Source organism: Veillonella sp. LMAG:90, assembly GCF_008679445.1.
In the GTDB taxonomy this organism is placed as follows: domain Bacteria; phylum Bacillota; class Negativicutes; order Veillonellales; family Veillonellaceae; genus Veillonella_A.
This window is the reverse complement of the sequence record NZ_NAND01000001.1, coordinates 152,283-168,614: the sequence shown is the minus strand read 5'-3', so window position 1 is coordinate 168,614 and position 16,332 is coordinate 152,283. Positions and strand designations below refer to the sequence as shown.

General features: G+C 44.8%; 15 protein-coding genes and 1 riboswitch. Of the genes, 6 read left to right on the top strand and 9 right to left on the bottom strand.

Annotation, left to right across the window (positions count from 1 at the left end):
* Positions 1 to 59 precede the first annotated feature (59 nt).
* The 3 genes from mscL to thiW all read right to left on the bottom strand — a co-directional run bounded on the left by mscL (position 60) and on the right by thiW (position 2,668).
* Positions 60 to 518, bottom strand: a complete 459-nt coding sequence (gene mscL, locus CCC71_RS00760) for a large-conductance mechanosensitive channel protein MscL (RefSeq protein WP_021842319.1) — start codon at positions 516 to 518, stop codon at positions 60 to 62.
* Positions 519 to 845: 327 nt separating this feature from the next.
* Positions 846 to 2,039 (bottom strand): putative hydroxymethylpyrimidine transporter CytX, encoded by a 1,194-nt coding sequence (gene cytX / locus CCC71_RS00755; protein WP_021842318.1) that lies wholly within the window; start codon positions 2,037 to 2,039, stop codon positions 846 to 848.
* A 110-nt stretch (positions 2,040 to 2,149) separates the two neighbouring features.
* Positions 2,150 to 2,668, bottom strand: coding sequence for an energy coupling factor transporter S component ThiW (thiW, locus tag CCC71_RS00750; RefSeq protein ID WP_021842317.1), 519 nt, complete (start codon positions 2,666 to 2,668; stop codon positions 2,150 to 2,152).
* Between the two features lie 159 nt (positions 2,669 to 2,827).
* Positions 2,828 to 2,935: riboswitch (TPP riboswitch) on the bottom strand.
* Between the two features lie 123 nt (positions 2,936 to 3,058).
* Here thiW and CCC71_RS00745 point away from each other — a divergent pair.
* Entirely contained in the window at positions 3,059 to 3,601 is a 543-nt protein-coding gene (locus tag CCC71_RS00745) for a GNAT family N-acetyltransferase (protein WP_021842316.1), read from the top strand.
* A 173-nt stretch (positions 3,602 to 3,774) separates the two neighbouring features.
* Here CCC71_RS00745 and CCC71_RS00740 read toward each other — a convergent pair whose 3' ends face one another.
* Genes CCC71_RS00740 through CCC71_RS00730 form a run of 3 tightly spaced genes read right to left on the bottom strand, consistent with a single transcriptional unit; the run spans position 3,775 to position 7,419 of the window.
* Entirely contained in the window at positions 3,775 to 5,766 is a 1,992-nt protein-coding gene (locus CCC71_RS00740) for a PTS fructose transporter subunit IIABC (protein ID WP_021842315.1), read from the bottom strand.
* Between the two features lie 4 nt (positions 5,767 to 5,770).
* Positions 5,771 to 6,676, bottom strand: a complete 906-nt coding sequence (gene pfkB, locus CCC71_RS00735; RefSeq protein ID WP_021842314.1) for a 1-phosphofructokinase — start codon at positions 6,674 to 6,676, stop codon at positions 5,771 to 5,773.
* Positions 6,673 to 7,419: a DeoR/GlpR family DNA-binding transcription regulator gene (locus tag CCC71_RS00730; RefSeq protein WP_021842313.1), complete on the bottom strand. Its 747-nt coding sequence runs from the start codon at positions 7,417 to 7,419 to the stop codon at positions 6,673 to 6,675. The genes pfkB and CCC71_RS00730 overlap by 4 nt, the downstream gene beginning before the upstream one ends.
* A gap of 339 nt (positions 7,420 to 7,758) precedes the next feature.
* Between CCC71_RS00730 and bioD the strand changes: the two genes are divergently transcribed.
* The 5 genes from bioD to CCC71_RS00705 all read left to right on the top strand — a co-directional run bounded on the left by bioD (position 7,759) and on the right by CCC71_RS00705 (position 12,607).
* Positions 7,759 to 8,451, top strand: a complete 693-nt coding sequence (gene bioD, locus CCC71_RS00725; protein WP_021842312.1) for a dethiobiotin synthase — start codon at positions 7,759 to 7,761, stop codon at positions 8,449 to 8,451.
* A 160-nt stretch (positions 8,452 to 8,611) separates the two neighbouring features.
* Entirely contained in the window at positions 8,612 to 9,964 is a 1,353-nt protein-coding gene (bioA, locus tag CCC71_RS00720) for an adenosylmethionine--8-amino-7-oxononanoate transaminase (protein WP_021842311.1), read from the top strand.
* A 183-nt stretch (positions 9,965 to 10,147) separates the two neighbouring features.
* On the top strand, positions 10,148 to 10,975 hold the full coding sequence (locus CCC71_RS00715; protein ID WP_021842310.1) for a class I SAM-dependent methyltransferase: 828 nt from the start codon (positions 10,148 to 10,150) through the stop codon (positions 10,973 to 10,975).
* 279 nt (positions 10,976 to 11,254) lie between these two features.
* Positions 11,255 to 11,647, top strand: coding sequence for a hypothetical protein (locus CCC71_RS00710; RefSeq protein ID WP_021842309.1), 393 nt, complete (start codon positions 11,255 to 11,257; stop codon positions 11,645 to 11,647).
* A gap of 3 nt (positions 11,648 to 11,650) precedes the next feature.
* Positions 11,651 to 12,607: an AEC family transporter gene (locus tag CCC71_RS00705; RefSeq protein WP_226974423.1), complete on the top strand. Its 957-nt coding sequence runs from the start codon at positions 11,651 to 11,653 to the stop codon at positions 12,605 to 12,607.
* A gap of 584 nt (positions 12,608 to 13,191) precedes the next feature.
* On the opposite strand, the gene CCC71_RS00700 is transcribed toward CCC71_RS00705, so the two are convergent.
* The 3 genes from CCC71_RS00700 to CCC71_RS00690 form a co-directional block, all read right to left on the bottom strand.
* Complete coding sequence (locus CCC71_RS00700) at positions 13,192 to 13,773, bottom strand: sodium/glutamate symporter (RefSeq protein ID WP_296332647.1); 582 nt, start codon at positions 13,771 to 13,773, stop codon at positions 13,192 to 13,194.
* Positions 13,737 to 14,474: a sodium/glutamate symporter gene (locus tag CCC71_RS00695; protein ID WP_296332643.1), complete on the bottom strand. Its 738-nt coding sequence runs from the start codon at positions 14,472 to 14,474 to the stop codon at positions 13,737 to 13,739. Before CCC71_RS00695 ends, CCC71_RS00700 begins: the two co-directional genes overlap by 37 nt.
* Positions 14,475 to 14,964: 490 nt before the next feature.
* The gene (locus tag CCC71_RS00690) at positions 14,965 to 16,200 is read right to left on the bottom strand and encodes a M20 family metallo-hydrolase (protein WP_021842306.1); all 1,236 of its coding nucleotides are present in this window, start codon (positions 16,198 to 16,200) and stop codon (positions 14,965 to 14,967) included.
* Positions 16,201 to 16,332 lie beyond the last annotated feature (132 nt).

Genomic DNA, 16,332 nt, shown 5'->3' with positions numbered 1-16,332 from the left:
TCTCTTTGTCCATTACGAGGCAAGCTCTTCGATAATGTGGGATTTTTTTGGATGGCCAATTAGCTGGCTTTAACTTCCGGTGTCAATTCAGAAGTACAATGCGGACAACGCGTTGCTTCTTCGTCTACGTCCTGTTTACAGAATGGGCAAGTACGCATTGGTTTAACCGGTGCTTCTTTTTTAGGATATAGATTGTTGATTTGTTTGATTACTAAGTAAATCGCAAATGCTACGATGAGGAATTGAACTACCGCATTCAAGAAGCTACCGTAAGCGATAACCGGAATACCGGCTGCTTTAGCTTCAGCCAAAGTAGCTGCCTGCTGGCCGTTCAAGCTGATGAAGAAATCGGAGAAATCGATACCGCCTAAAAGTAAACCGATCGGTGGCATGATGATGTCGCTAACTAAGGAAGATACAATCTTACCGAAAGCAGCGCCGATAACAACACCGACTGCCAAGTCAATTACATTGCCGCGCAATGCAAAATCTTTAAAACCTCTTAAAAAATCGTTCATGGATATACGCCCCTGTCTAAAAACTTATACACAGCCACTTTGGCTGTTTACTTATAGTTGTCGGTCATTATGATTTATGATAGTTAATACCGACTTATTATTGCAAATTCAGTATAGCATAGAACGAGAGCAGTGTATATATAAAATATCGATTTTTTTGAAACTAATTATAGAAATTCGATATTTTAGTAAAATGTACTATTATTTAAGCCAGTGTAAAGTAAATTTGTGCCCCGAAATATAAATTTAGGCTATTATAAATATGGTTTGCCGGAAATAAGAATGAAAAAGAGCTCTGAATCAGTCGTGACTCAAAGCTCTTTTTTATTAATCTTGAATTTTACCGGTAAAACGGCCGACGATGTATGTCAGAACTGCAATGACAATCATAACCGGGAATGTGGTTCCCAAAGGTGTTTCATAGGTCATCACATTTCTGTATAAGACAAACCCGACTAACCAAAGAATCAGGTTGGGAAGGTAAAATTTACGCCCAGATGCATCCTGCTTAAGGAGAAAGTATTGGGTAAAGAGAATCGCGATCATGGGCGTGAAAACCGAACCGATGAGGAACAAGAAGTTCTCATATTCTGTCATAGGTACTAAAATGGCTAATACAATGCCGAGTACCGTGAGGCTGATAGCCGTTGTTTTTTCAGACAATTTCGGAAAAATGCTGACAAAGCTGACACCGGCGGAAAACGCATCGAGATACGTTGTCGTTACGGTGGCAAAGATAATGATTAATAAAGGCCAGAGGCCGAGCCCCGTTTTTAACATAACGGCGGCAATGTCTGTTTCGCCGGCATAAATAGCGGATCCGAGACCGATAATATACATCCAAATGCTGACAATGGTATATGTTAAGGTACTCACTACCGTGGCTGCTACGGGGCGTTTGGCTGTACGTGTATAGTCAGACACGAGCGGTAACCACGATAACGGCATGGCAGCGGCCAGTTCAACGGCGGCACCGAAGGAAAGACCTTGGTCTTCCGTTAACTGTAAAGCACCGGCCACGGCTGAGGACGGATCAAAAATAATGAAACTGAGCCAAATGGTAAGGCAGAATAAGAGTGCTACGGCTACGAGGTTTAAACGGGTAAGATTACTGTAACCGAGGACGAGCCAAAGAATGATGAGAACGCCGATTACGAGGGACCAAACGGCAGTACCCCAAGGTAAAATCGCATTGGTAGCGGCGGCGCCGGTAATAATCATGACGGTAGTCCAACCGATTAATTGCAGTACGTTGGCCAAGGCAAAGCCGGACGCTCCTTGACGGCCAAAGCCGATACGAACGGTTTCCATGGCACTGCGGCGCGTGTTGGCACCGATGAGACCGGCTAAGAAAAATAGAAAACCGCCGATAATATGGCCCAGCAAAATGGCAATGACGCCTTGCTCAAAGCCGAGTGGTGCGAATAACGTGCCTGTAAAAATTTCGGCAATGGATAAGGCGGCGCCAAACCATAAAAGACCGTGAGATAATAATTTCGTTTCAGAAGTAGCTGTACTCATAGAATACCCTTTCTCCGGCATCAAGGGACCATAGGCGGCCAACCGACAATCGGCGCTTTCAGCTATGCTGAGGCGTCAACAAGGGCTTAGGCACGGTCTATAGATTAGGCCTACTGATGCTGTTTTAATTGCGCTAAGGCTCCGGTGCTGCGTAATGTATAGAGCAAAATCCCTGCCAATAGGGAGCCACCTATGGTAGAAATCAAAAAAGGAACCACATAGGTATAAAACGCAATTTGACCGGCCGATTTACCCAAAACGATAATGGCCAGCGGGTAGGCAGAAAGACCGCCAAGAATGCCGGTACCAAATACTTCGGCTAAGAGCGTTAAGAATAGATTGCCGGTACGATTATAGACAATGCCGGCCAAGAGGGCACCCCACATACTGCCCGGAAAGGCGAGTACACTGCCAAGGCCCGTAACGAGACGCAAAGTGCTGGCGCAAAAAGCTACGCCCACCCCGTAATAGCGACCCAATAATACGGCGCAAAGAATGTTAATCATATGTTGTACGGGGGCACATTTACTGATGCCAACGGGAAAGGAAAAGGTGCTGCCTACTACGGCTACGGCCACTAAAATACCGGCCATGGTTACTTTTTTTACATTACTGGTAGATTCGTTCATTACAAACTCCTGTAGCGGTCGAGACTTACTGGTCTCCTCTCACGCCGGAACACGGCTTCCCTTCGCTGTAATGACAGCTGTCGGGCGCTCCCCCGCCAGCCGGTCTGTTTTGACAGACAGCATAAAAAAACAGAGGCACCAATACGGTGCCTCCGTGAGAAAGTCGCTATAACATCTTCCTACGACGGCATTATCCGTACAGGTATAAGGGTCGAAGTTTGATGACTTCCTCTCAGCCTACGTTCATAAGCTCCCCTGAATTTTCTAACGTGATTATAGCACAGGCGGCGCATGCTTGCAATGTTTTATTGTCAGACCGTTTGAAAATAGGGTGAGAATGTTTTATAATAAAGCGGATATATTACACCTGAAAAAGGAGGGGGAGATACTATGAATATCGATGTTTTACCGATTGGGGCGGACGATGTGAAAACATTGCGCGACTTATCGATGAGAACATTTTCAGAAACATTTAGGGATGAGTACACTGACGAAGAGTTCGACACCTATTTTAATACCTCGTTGGCGGAAGCAACGTTACAAGCGGAGCTAACTGATTCCGAATCACAACACTTTTTTGCCGTAGTAGACGGCCAGCCGGTCGGTTTTTTGAAAGTTAATGTAGGCCGTGCGCAAACTGAGCAGGAATTGCCACATGGTTTTGAAGTACAGCGTATTTACGTATTGGCTGATTACCAAGGACTCGGCCTTGGTAAACTTCTCTTTGAAAAGGCTCTGCAATTAGCGACCCAAACAGACTGTGATTATGTTTGGCTCGGTGTGTGGGAACATAACTACAAAGCTCAGAAATTTTATGCTAAATTCGGTTTTGAAAAATTCGGGGAGCATACCTTTGTGGTAGGTGATTCGAACGATACGGATTGGCTCTTGCGTCGTTCGGTGGCAAGTATCCGTGAAGAATTGAACAAATAGAGTTTTCATGCGACTTAAATTATTCAAGTCTGCCTGAATGATCAAGTGAGATTAAAATTTAATAGGCAATATGGCAATACCCCTGAATCCATAGGACTCAGGGGTATTTTTATAAGGGTTAGGCATTGCGTGTAAAAATTTTATGCATGAGGTTATTGTCTATTAGCCGGATATTAGGCTTTTAACGGTTTTTTCAAAATAGCCAATAATAAAGCGGTCACAACAGAGCCTACTAAGATAGCCAATAAGTACATGAGCGGGTTGCCGATGGTAGGTACTACGAAAATACCGCCATGTGGAGCGCGCAAGGTACATTCAAAGGCCATGGATAAAGCACCGGCTACAGCTGCCCCAACGATACAGGATGGAATTACGCGAACCGGATCGGCTGCGGCGAATGGAATAGCTCCTTCGGTGATGAAGGAGAAGCCCATAACATAGTTGGTAATACCGGATTTACGTTCAGCCGGAGTGAAGCGATTAGGGAAGAACGTTGTGCAAAGGGCGATAGCCAATGGAGGCACCATACCGCCGGCCATAACGGCCGCCATAACACCGTATTCGCCGGTAGCGAGAAGACCTGTGCCGATTACATAAGCCGCTTTATTTACCGGACCACCCATATCAACGGCCATCATGCCGGCAAAGATGATACCGATAACGATACGGCTGCTGGTGTCCATGCTCTTCAAGGCGTTCATCAAGCCTTCGTTAAGTGCACCAACAGGTGGGTTAATAATGAAGGTAATGATGATACCCATGAAGAGTACCCCCAATACCGGATAGAGTAAAACCGGTTTGATACCTTCCAAAGATTGTGGTAAGCCGGAGAAAACTCGTTTTAATAAGAGCATGAGATAACCGGCCACAAAACCTGCCAAGAGGGCGCCGAGGAAACCGGAACCGCCTGCGTTGGCGAGATAACCGCCGACGAAACCGACGGCAAGACCCGGACGGTCGGCAATACTCATGCCGATGAAACCGGCTAAGACCGGCAACATGAAGCTGAAGGAGGCACCGCCGATTTTCATGAAGAAGGCGGCCAGTTCCGTACCGGAACCGAATTTACTTGGGTCGGCCGGATTGAAGTCGTCGAATAAGAAGGCGAGGGCAATAAGGATACCGCCGCCAATAACGAACGGTAACATATGGGATACGCCGTTCATCAAATGTTTGTAAATCTGGCGACCGAAGCTGTCTTGGGCGGTAATGGCATTTTTGTCGGCTTTTTCTTCGCCTGCTTCGAAGATTGGCGCCTTGCCGGACGTTGCTTCTTCCAATAATTCTTTGGCTTTATTGATGCCGTCGGCTACTTTTACCTGAATGAGCGGTTTGCCGTTAAAACGCTCCATAGGAACGCTCTTGTCGGCTGCCACAATGATACATTCCGCATTTTTGATGTCTTCGGCGGTGATGGCGTCTTTAACGCCGGCTGCACCGTTTTGTTCTACTTTAATGGTAATGCCCATGTCAGCAGCTGTGCGGGTTAAGGCTTCAGCGGCCATAGCGGTATGAGCGATGCCGGTAGGGCAAGCGGTTACTGCCAGTACGCGATAAGAGCCGTCGGCAGCTTTAGCCGGCATTGCTTTTGGTGCTTTTGCCGGTTGTTGAGCCTCTTGTTTAGCGTTAGGCGCAGCGGTAGCGGCTGTGGTTACGTTTTGTTCCACAATAGCTAATGCTTCCGTTTCTGTCATTTTCGGTTTGAATTGGTCTGCTTCTTTTACATCAATTAAAGCGAGGAATCCTTCAACGGTTTGTGCTTTGATGAGCGCTTCTTTAAATTCGGGATCCATGATGAGGGTTGCTAAGTTGGCAAGAACCTGCACATGGGTATCGGCTTGCCCTTCCGGGGCGGCAATCATGAAAAATAGGCGGGTCGGTTCGCCGTCCAGGCTTTCGAAGTCCATGCCTTCCGGCACCGTCATAGCGGATAGGCCCGGTGCTTTTACGCCGATACTTTTAGCATGCGGGGTAGCAAGCCCCATGCCGAGACCGGTGGAGCCGGATTCTTCACGAATCAATACATCTTTGATGTACTGTTCTTTATTTTTTAAATTACCGCTTGCATCCATCAATTCGGCCAGTTGGCGAATGGCGATATCTTTGTTGGTCGGATGGGCGTTCAATTGAATTGATTGCTTCTGTAGTAAATCCGTAATTTTCATGATATTACTCCTTCTCCAATAATGCTTCTACTTGTTCACGATTTGCGAGCCACTCTTCAAAGGCGGACGCTGAACCGGCGGCGACGCCCATAGCCAGGGCTTTGTCATATTGGCCATCCGATTCGATATAGCCGGCCAAGAAACCGGCCACCATGGAATCACCGGAACCTACGGAATTGACGAGTTTGCCTTTCGGTACGGGGCTGGTTCGTACCTCGCCGTTAGCATCAACTAATACGGCTCCGTCAGCGGCTCTTGATACGAGGACGTTCTGAGCACCTTTGGCCTGTAATTGGCGGGCGGCTTCGATGATGTCTTTTTCCGTTGTAAATTTTGTATGGAATACACTTTCTAATTCGTGATGATTCGGCTTAATTAAAAACGGTTTTAAATCGAGTACATTCATGAGTAAATCTTGGGTGGCATCGACGATGATGCGAATATTGCGAGCGCTGAGGCGCTCCATGATATCACGATAGGTTGTTTCCGGAAGTCCTTTGGGAATGCTGCCGGAGAGAACTAAGGTATCACCGCTCTCTAACGTATCAAGCTGTTTGTAGAGCTTAGCCATGGCGTCTTCGGTGATAACCGGACCTTGCGCATTGATTTCTGTTTCACCGTTGCTCTTTAATTTCACATTGATGCGGGAATACCCTTTTTCAAGTCGAATAAAGGCTTCTTCACAACCTTCTTCGCGCAGTTGACGAACGATTTCATCGCCCGTAAAACCGGCAATGAAGCCTAAGGCTGTGTTCTCGTGGCCTAAATGACGCAACATAATGGATACATTAATCCCTTTACCGCCGGCTACGATGAAGTCTTCATAGGTGCGATTAACGCCGTTTGCTTCAAAGCCGTTAACGCGCATGACATAGTCGAGGGACGGATTAAAAGTAACCGTGTAAATCATGGCTCTACCTCCTTAATTTCAGTATAGTTATGATAAGCACCTTTTACTTTAGTTGTAATAATCGTTGCACTTTCCAATGGGGCAAACGTAACAGACGATATTTTGTCAAATTTTGACGAATCACAAAGTACGTAAGCACGATGACATTTATGAATCGCTTTGGCTTTGATAGCTGCTTCGGCCGGATCCGGTGTACTGAAACCGCCTTTTATGCTGACGCCGTTGGTTCCGAAGAAGCCTTTGGTAAAATTAAAAACATCTAATTGTTGTAAAGCTGTGTCGCCAATGATGGCACCGGTAACCGCTTTTACCTGACCACCAAGGAGAATGACACGACGATAACGGGCTGCCAGCGCTGCTGCATGAGATGTGCCGTTTGTGACAAAGGTTACATTTTTAGCATTTACAAAAGGTAACATCATTTCCGTCGTGGTGCCTGCATCGATAAAGACGAAGTCGTGCTCTTCAATGAGAGTGGCTGCTGCTTGGGCAATCGCCGTTTTTTCATCAGTAAACAAATTGGCTTTCGTCGACATATCGGGTTCGGTGGTGAAATAGTCTACATCGCAACTTACAGCGCCGCCGTGCACCTTTTGTAGTAAGCCCTTCTGATGCAGTTCGGTTAAATCGCGACGAATCGTGGCCGCGGAGGAATCAAGGTCTTGCACCAACTCCTGTACGGTAACGGCCCGTTTAGTCCGTAACCGTTCGAGAATTAAGGATTGCCGTTCTTCTGATAGCATGGGAATCTCCTCTGTGTAACATCACATATATTTTATTAATTATATTAGTATTTTGCTTAATTATGGTTTATCTTAACTATAATATAATCATAATCGCTCATTTAGTCAATGATGAATGACGTTTTTTGAACAAATGTAATCAATAGTGGTAAAAACGATGATTGAATGCCTTTTGGGTATATTAAAAATGCAATTTTTAAAAATCTTTCGATTAAATTATAAACCATACTAAAATGGTTCGAGTTGACAATAACCCCTTGGCGTGATTAAATTAAATCAAAATCAATTTGTTAACCACGTGTTAACAAATAGGGTAATAATAGAGGAAGGGATGTTATTATGGCACAACTCGAATCAAAGAGTAAGGGCTTATTTGTATTGGGCACGGGAACGGATATCGGCAAGACATTCATTACCGGCCTTTTGGTGAAAACATTGCGAGACGGTCAATATAAGGCCGGTTATTATAAAGCGGCGGTCAGTGGTGCGCCGTCAATTGCAGCCAGTGATGCGGGTTATGTGAAAAAAGTGGCCGGCATTGATGTACCGGACGAAGATTTATTATCTTATTTATATGATCATGCCGTATCGCCTCATTTGGCAGCTCAATGGGAAGGTCATCCTCTTGAAAAAGCCGTAGTAGAAGCGGCTTTTGCGAAAGCAAAAGAAAACTTCGAATACGTCACCATGGAAGGTAGCGGTGGCATTATGTGTCCATTGCGCTATGATGAAACGGCACATATTTTTCTGGAAGACGTTATCCAATGGTTCAATTTGCCGACCTTGTTGGTAGCTCATGCCGGATTGGGTACGATTAATGCTACGGTCTTGACCATCGAATACTTGCGGGCTCGTAATATTCCGGTTAAAGGGGTTATTTTAAACTTCTATACGGATAGCCCGATGGAACGGGATAATAAGCTGATGATTGAAGAATTAACGGGCGTACCGGTAATTGCTTGCGTACCGGAAGGGGCTAAGGACTTAGGTGTTTCCGCGGATACGTTAGCCGCCTTATATGACGAAGTGTAAGCAATATTTTTTTCAAACAGCAACATGTAAGGGTTATATATAAGTTTTTACATATTAAGTTAGGTTACGTATTAGTTAAGTTAGGCGCGTATCAGGCTGCGAATACAGTTAACATACGTAATGATTAGGTATAGGTATTTAGAGGTAAAAGGAGTTCAACATGAGTTCACAGGTGTGGGTTGAAAGAGATTTAGCGCATATTTGGCATCCTTGTTCACAAATGAAGGATTATGAAACATTGCCGCCCATTGTTATTGACCATGGCAAAGGTTCGTATTTATATGATGTAGACGGCAATGAATATATCGATATTATCAGCTCTTGGTGGTGTAATTTATTGGGGCACTGCAATCCGAAAATCAATGCGTCCATCAAAAAACAGCTGGATACATTGGAACATGTTATTTTTGCTAATTTGAGTCATAAACCGGCTATTACCTTGGCGGAAGAGTTGACTAAAGTATTGCCAAAAGGACTCAACAAATTACATTTTAACGACAATGGCTCCGGTGCCGTTGAATGCGCTCTTAAAGTGGCTTTCCAGTATCAATATCAAACGGGGCATCCGGAACGTCAGAAATTCATGTGTCTCACTGAAAGTTATCACGGGGAAACCATGGGTGCTTTGGCTGTTGGCAGTATGGATTTATTTGCTAAAATGTATCAGCCAATGCTGATGGAAACAATCCATACGGAAGCGCCGGATTGTTTCCGTTGCCCATATAATAAGACGCGTGAAACCTGTGGCTGCGAATGTTTCGAGCATATGGAAGAAAATTTCGCCAAACATAGTCATGAATTGGCGGCTGTTATTGTGGAACCAATCGTACAGGGCTGTGCGGGTATGCGTATCTATCCGCCATTGTATTTGAAAAAATTACGTGCTCTTTGCGATGAATACGGCGTCCTTCTTATTGCGGATGAAATTGCCACCGGTTTTGGCCGTACGGGCAAAATGTTTGCGTGCGACCATGCCGGCATTACACCGGATATCATGACCATTTCCAAAGCCTTGACCGCCGGTTATATGCCGATGTCCATCATGGCTGTTACCGATAAGATTTATGATGCCTTCTATGCCGATTATTTCGAGTACAAAGCGTTTATGCACAGTCATACCTATGCGGGCAATCCATTGGGGTGTTCAGCTGCGCTGGCTACTTTGGATATTTTGCAAAACGACGGTGTCTTAGCGGCGGCGCAAGATAAAGCGGTCTTCTTGCACAATGCCTTGGAAGATGCATTGGGTAAACATCCGAATGTGGGTGAAATTCGTCATATCGGACTCATTAATGCCATTGAATTGGTTAAAGATCCGGCAACGAAAGAACCATTGCCAAGCAAAGCACGTACAGGCTATCAGATATACAAAAAAGCATTGGACCATGGTTTATTGCTTCGTCCATTGGGTGATGTGCTCTACTTCAATCCGCCGCTCAATACGGATAATAAGACATTGACTGATGCCATAGATCGTACGGTGGAATCCTTTGCCGATGTATTAGGAAAATGAGAGGCCCCCATATTAGGTAAATGAGAGGCCGATATATTATGAAAATGAGATTATATCTCAAGATAATATGCATCTGAAAATAGGCTATTATTCGTAATTGGTATTTGTCACAGGAACAAAATAAGAGTACTCTATATATAGAAAATATTAGAATTGATATAAATTATCAATAGGAGGACTTTTATGAGCAATGTGCGAGTAACGAATATTCACGAAAATGAAGTGGAATGGCGCTCAGAACAAGAGGCGTGGAATAATCGTTCCGAATTTTTTGTGGAATTACATGACAAACAAGAACGTGCTGCGCAAGTTACGAATTTTATAGATTTTTTGAAAAAACATAACTTGTTACCGGTTCCGGGCGGTCGTACCCTCGATGTAGGCTGCGGTGTCGGTGACTACTCCTTGGGCCTTGCCAAACTGGGGTATCAGGCTACGGGCATCGATTTATCGAATGGTATGATTGCGGGCGCTCGTAAAATAGCGGAAAAAGAAGATCTTGATTTGGACCTTTACGTAGGTCCGTGGAGTGAAACCACTCGTGAAGAACTCGGCTGGGAACGTCAATTTGATTTGAGTTACAGCTTTTTCTGTCCTGTTATGTTTGACATGAACAATATTGAAGCATTGACCAAGACAAGCCGCAATGCCTGCTTGTTCGTTGGTTTTGCCGGTCGTCAGGACACTATCGTGGACGCTTTATATGAACACTTTTACGGTCAAAAAGACGACTTCAAATGGCAGGCTAATGTAGATGATGTTATTGCTACGGTTAAAAAAGTTGGCCAAGACGTGGCAGTGGAATATGTAAACGTGCCGGAAGTGGAATTTTTCACGGAAGAAGAAGCCCTTCGCTACTTTACTATGCGCCTTCATTCGGAAGAATGGGGTACGGAAGAAGCTATGCGTGCTGAAATTTTGCCTTTATTGGCGCCGTATCGCACGGAAGACGGCCGCATTCGTAATACATCGGAAGATAAGGTTGCGTGGGTTTCCTGGCGCGTTAAATAGCCTTAATTTACAAATAAATTAAATAAAGCCACGGTAGCCGAAGATGATTACGGCTTACTGTGGCTTTTTGTAGTGGTCTGAATGATAGCAGTTCAGACCATTTTCACTTTTTTAGACTTGAAAACTCAGTCTAAGTGGGTATAATGTTGTGTATGCTAAACAAATCGATATAGTTTAGTATGGATATTAGCATGACACTAGCATGCCCATTAGCATGGATATTTTATAATGTAACTTTTGATTTATTTAGGTTTTAATTTATATAGAAAGAGGCTAATTATGAGACTACTGAATAGAACATTGGCCATGTTAGGCCTGGTAGGTACATTGAGCCTATCATTGTTAGCGCCTGTACAGGCAGCGGATTATTGGTATTATGTAGGTGCCGACATTCATGATAACACAACATCCATCGACAACAGCAGCGTCGACAAAGAAGACGATGTAGCCCAACTTTGGATTCGTGTAATTCAACCGGGTGGAGACTATTATTTTGAAAAAATGGAAATTAAGAAGAATGAACGCACCATCCAAACCTTGGATATGCAGTATTTCCATCAAACCGGCATCGCTTACGATAAAAGCGAATACACTTATGATTCCAAACCGGCCGCCATTCAGGCAGGCACTATCGGCGAATCGCTGTATAATTTAGTGTGGGGTGCCAAGTAATAAATGATTTTGCATATTTTCCTGACGACGGTTCTGCCTATATTATTATTGGTCCTCATCGGCTATTTTATGGATAAAAAATTCCACATGGACCTTGATACACTCAGTAAAATGAACTTCTATGTGGTGGCGCCGGCATTTTTGTTTACGAATACATACAGTTACAACGTGACCGCTGAAAGTGCCCAAGTAGTGTGGCTCACGGTGATTGGTTTTGCGGCCACCTGGCTGGCCAGTTTGGTTTTTGAAAAAATGTTGGGCCTGTCCCATGAAAAAAGCGGTATCTTCCGCAATGCGGTACTCTTTAATAACTGCGGTAACATTGGTGTGCCGCTTATTGTATTTATCTACTCCAATGAACCGTTTTTACAAGACGGCTCGCCTATATGGCTGCAGGCGGCTATCGCCATTCAAATCGTTGTCTTTGTTTGGCAAAACATCGTGACCAACAGCCTTGGCTTTTATTTTGCGGGACAGGGCAAAATGAGTAGCACTGATGCGGTCAAATTAGTTTTTAAAATGCCGATTATTTACGCCGTAGCCTTGGCTTTAATTTGTAATTTCGGTAAAATTCCCGTGGATCAAACATTCTTTTGGCCCGTCCTTACCAATGTGAGTAACGCTCTCGTCATGGTGGCCCTCTTTACTTTGGGCGTACAACTGGCCAGAACCCCGTTCAACTTCTTTAATCGCGACGTTATGTGGGGTAGCGCGGTCCGTTTGATTGTGGGACCATTAATGGCTTGGCTCGTTATTTGGCCCTATGAACTCATAGCCGGCCCCGTTTCGGAACTCGTTATGCAAGTCCTCGTTATCTCCGCGGCTGTGCCGGCCGGCGTAACCACAGCACTCATTGCGGGCGTACTTCGTACCGAAACTGAATACGCCACCCAACTAGTCGTCGCCACCACCGTGCTGTCGGCCGTTACATTGCCGATAGTAATTTTATTAGTTAAGTAAAACACGCGAGCTTTTTTGCGAAGGCCGTGATGCAATTTCTAAGGCTTGGTTTTGCGCAGCAAAAAGACTCTCAGAAATTGTATCACGGCCTTCTTTTCGCAGAAAACCTCTCGCCGTTTTATAACGGGGAGAGGGAGAAGAGGGGAGGTTTCTGCGTTGCAGAAACCTCCCCTCTATCCTCCTCCGCCGGTAAGAACGGCCATAAAGTTCTTTGCGCAAAGCCCCTGATGGAGTGCTCTACGTCGCTAAAAACAGACATAAAGTACTCTGGGAAGAAGAAATGGAGAGGTCCACATCTAAGGGTCTTTTTTGCTTGCAAAACCAAGCCTCTATCTCCCACCAACGCCGGTAAGAACAGGCATAAAGTTCTTTGCGCAAAGCCCCTGATGGAGTGCTCTGCGTCGCTAAAAACAGACATAAAGTACTCTGGGAAGAAGAAATGGAGAGGTCCACATCTAAGGGTCTTTTTTGCTTGCAAAAACCAAGCCTTAGATGTGGAGCCTCTCCATTCTTTATAAGTTTATGCTGTTTTTAGCTCTGATGTAGAGCCCATCAGGAGCTTAAGGACGAACCTTATGCCGTTCTTACCAAGTCCCCATCCACGTAATAATAATGGCATTGACGAAGTCAATCAAGAAGGCACCAACGAGTGATACGATGAGCCAAGCTTTAGGGGACGGACCGTATTTTTCAGCCAAGGACTGCATGTTGGCAAGACCGTTGGCAGTAGCACCCATGGCAAAACCGATACCGCCTACGCCGAGCATAACGCCGTCGTAGTTTTTACCAAAGAGCAAGAAGTAACCGAGCCATGCGAAGACAATCATGAGAAGTGTCTGAGCAAGGAGGATGACTACGAGCGGTAAAGCCAAGTGAATCAATTCGTAGAGTTTCAAGCTGTTGATAGCCATGGTAACGTAAACTGTTAAGGCTACTTCGGATACTACATTGAGGCCGCCGCCTTGTACACGATACATACCGGAGAAATCGCCGATGTTACGGATAACAGCTGCTACGAGCATGGCACCGATGTAAGCAGGTAAGGTAATGATGGTGTTGAGGTACGCACTAAGTACGGCACCGAGACCTACGGCTACGAATACGAAGCCGGCTGCTTTTAATACGCCGTTTACGTCGGTTGTTTCTTCTTCTTCAAGAATAGACATATCGAATACATGCGGTTCCAATTGAGCTGCTGCCGGATTATCAGTATCGGCTGCCGGAATATTTTAGTTGCATTTGGCGTTGTGGCCGGATCGATATGTTGTGTACCCGGTGTTTTAATTTTGTAGTGTTTGATTAAGAATTCGCCGAAAGGTCCACCGAGTACGAGGGCTACTACCATCCCGAAGGTTGCTGCTGTGATGGCAACGGTTGTGGCACCCGGAATACCGTAAGTGGTTTCAAAATATGGACCGAAGGCTGCCGAGGTACCGAGACCACCCATGAGGGAAACAGCACCGGCCAAGATGCCGTAGTGGAAGTCAATGCCCATGGCACCGGCAATGGACATACCCAAGAGGTTCTGAACAAAACCGAGAATGGAAGATACAATTAAGTATAAGATGAGAGCTAAGCCACCGTATTTGATGAGTTTTAAGCTGGCCATCATACCGATGGTGGTAAAGAATACTAAGAGGGCTACGGTAGATAAGGTGTTGTCAAAATCTACTTGTAGAATTCCGTATACACGCAAACCGGAAAGGATAAAAGCGAACGGTAGACCACCGATTACCGCAGCCGGTAAGCTGAGTTTTTGAAATACGGGAACTCGGTTTTTAATCCATAAACCGATGAAATACGTCACAAATGCGAGTGCGACCGCTTGTACGCTACTGATTTTGACTGTCAAGACTTCTGCGCCCATAAACAACGCCTCCTTTAAGCAAGCTGACTCCCTTATTAAAAGGGGCTTCATAATACAGGTGGGTAACCGTAGTAGTTGAATTAATTGGAATAATGATGGCATCCGGTATTATGAAACTGGAAAATGATGAGTACGGAAGGAGAGTTTTACGAGTGAAAAAGCCCTTCATTTAATAAATATTTCAACTTGATAATATTATACTATGTGATTGCGTAAAAATACAATAAAATTTCAGTAAACTTCTATGTATACAAAAATCATGAGAATGCATTTAAGCCGATATATATTAGAATTCGTGCCTTAGTTCTTATAAAATATATTATATTATAAATTCTATATGTTGTTTATTTGTGCATAAAATATAACTAATTATACACATAAAAACAAATGTAGTTACCTTAAAAACACAATAAAATAAACAAAAGTAGAGTATATAAGGACATTTTTATATACTCTACAAAATGTATAAATGTATAGAAAATTTTGTATATTACTGTTGGTCTAAATAGAGGATAAGGTCTTTCAAATATTTTGTACCGGTTACTAAATCCTGAATGTCGATAGCTTCGGCCGGGTTGTGGCTTACGCCGGCGCGACAAGGAATGAAAATCATGCCTACATCGGTGTAATCACCCCAGTTCATGGCATCGTGGCCGGCACCGCTGGAGAGGGTCATATAATTGTACTGTTTAGCTTGAGCCACCGTTTCCATGGCTTTAATCATAGAGTCTTTGACCATGAGCGGGATTTCATCGGCGATTAGCGTGGTGTCGATAGGAATCTCGCGTTGGGCGCCGACTTGTGAAATGGCGTGCAGAATGTCTTGGGTAGCGCGCGTTTTGGCTTCGGCGGAAATGCTGCGAATGTCGAGACCTAAGGTTACTTCGCCGGGGATGACGTTCATGACACCTGGCGTGGCTTCGATAACACCGACGGTAGCTACGACCGGAATAGGTTCGCTGTTTTGAGCAATCCGTTCGGCAGCAAGGATGATTTCGGCGGCTGTACACAGACCGTCGTGGCGGTGATTCATAGGCGTGGCTCCGCTATGACCGGCGGTGCCGTGAATATGCACCTTATAGCGTGTGGGTGCAGCGATACCGGTTACGATACCTATGGTGTGGTTTGTTTTTTCGAGAACAATGCCTTGTTCGATATGAAGTTCTAAAAAGGCTTTTAGGGGCGTCGTAAATTTTGCATGAGGAAGGGTATCCGGATTAAAGCCGCGTTCTTTGAGTACTTCATAGAGACTGAGTCCCTTTTTATCGCGCAATGTTTGCAAACGATCGAGACTCAATTGACCGCGCATAGCCTGGCTTCCCAAAGTGGCACTGCCAAAGCGGCTTGATTCTTCGCACATGAAGAGGACAATATCAAGCGGATGCTCCGGCATTTCTTTTGATTCTTTTAAATCGGTGATAACTTCCAGGGCGGCCACGATACCGGCAAGACCGTCGTAGTTACCGCCTTGGGGCACGCTGTCGGTATGGGACCCCATCATGATGGCCGGGGCGTCGGGATTATGACCTTCGTAACGGCCGATGACATTGCCGAAGTCATCGATGCGTAAGCTTAGACCAAGCTCTTTCAGCTGTTTTATGAGATAGTTCCGTCCCTGCCAATCCTCATCAGTAAAGGCAATGCGATTGATTCCCGGCACACCTTCGATGGTGCTTATGGTTTGCATGGCGTTGAGATGTGCTAATAGGCGTTCTTTATTAATCATGGGGGCCTCCACAAATTAAAAATTGAATAATGATTTATAGTTAGCAAAAAAGCAGTATTTAATTCAATTGTGAGTTAAATACTGCTTTCATATTTGCGGATATATTTTGCTAAGAACGTTTAGAAATTCTTG

What these genes read in the sequence shown, in the direction of transcription:
- mscL (WP_021842319.1), bottom strand. Translation starts at nt 518, where the DNA reads ATGAACGATTTTTTAAGAGGTTTTAAAGATTTTGCATTGCGCGGCAAT.
- cytX (WP_021842318.1), bottom strand. Translation starts at nt 2,039, where the DNA reads ATGAGTACAGCTACTTCTGAAACGAAATTATTATCTCACGGTCTTTTA.
- thiW (WP_021842317.1), bottom strand. Translation starts at nt 2,668, where the DNA reads ATGAACGAATCTACCAGTAATGTAAAAAAAGTAACCATGGCCGGTATT.
- CCC71_RS00745 (WP_021842316.1), top strand. Translation starts at nt 3,059, where the DNA reads ATGAATATCGATGTTTTACCGATTGGGGCGGACGATGTGAAAACATTG.
- CCC71_RS00740 (WP_021842315.1), bottom strand. Translation starts at nt 5,766, where the DNA reads ATGAAAATTACGGATTTACTACAGAAGCAATCAATTCAATTGAACGCC.
- pfkB (WP_021842314.1), bottom strand. Translation starts at nt 6,676, where the DNA reads ATGATTTACACGGTTACTTTTAATCCGTCCCTCGACTATGTCATGCGC.
- CCC71_RS00730 (WP_021842313.1), bottom strand. Translation starts at nt 7,419, where the DNA reads ATGCTATCAGAAGAACGGCAATCCTTAATTCTCGAACGGTTACGGACT.
- bioD (WP_021842312.1), top strand. Translation starts at nt 7,759, where the DNA reads ATGGCACAACTCGAATCAAAGAGTAAGGGCTTATTTGTATTGGGCACG.
- bioA (WP_021842311.1), top strand. Translation starts at nt 8,612, where the DNA reads ATGAGTTCACAGGTGTGGGTTGAAAGAGATTTAGCGCATATTTGGCAT.
- CCC71_RS00715 (WP_021842310.1), top strand. Translation starts at nt 10,148, where the DNA reads ATGAGCAATGTGCGAGTAACGAATATTCACGAAAATGAAGTGGAATGG.
- CCC71_RS00710 (WP_021842309.1), top strand. Translation starts at nt 11,255, where the DNA reads ATGAGACTACTGAATAGAACATTGGCCATGTTAGGCCTGGTAGGTACA.
- CCC71_RS00705 (WP_226974423.1), top strand. Translation starts at nt 11,651, where the DNA reads ATGATTTTGCATATTTTCCTGACGACGGTTCTGCCTATATTATTATTG.
- CCC71_RS00700 (WP_296332647.1), bottom strand. Translation starts at nt 13,773, where the DNA reads ATGTCTATTCTTGAAGAAGAAGAAACAACCGACGTAAACGGCGTATTA.
- CCC71_RS00695 (WP_296332643.1), bottom strand. Translation starts at nt 14,474, where the DNA reads ATGGGCGCAGAAGTCTTGACAGTCAAAATCAGTAGCGTACAAGCGGTC.
- CCC71_RS00690 (WP_021842306.1), bottom strand. Translation starts at nt 16,200, where the DNA reads ATGATTAATAAAGAACGCCTATTAGCACATCTCAACGCCATGCAAACC.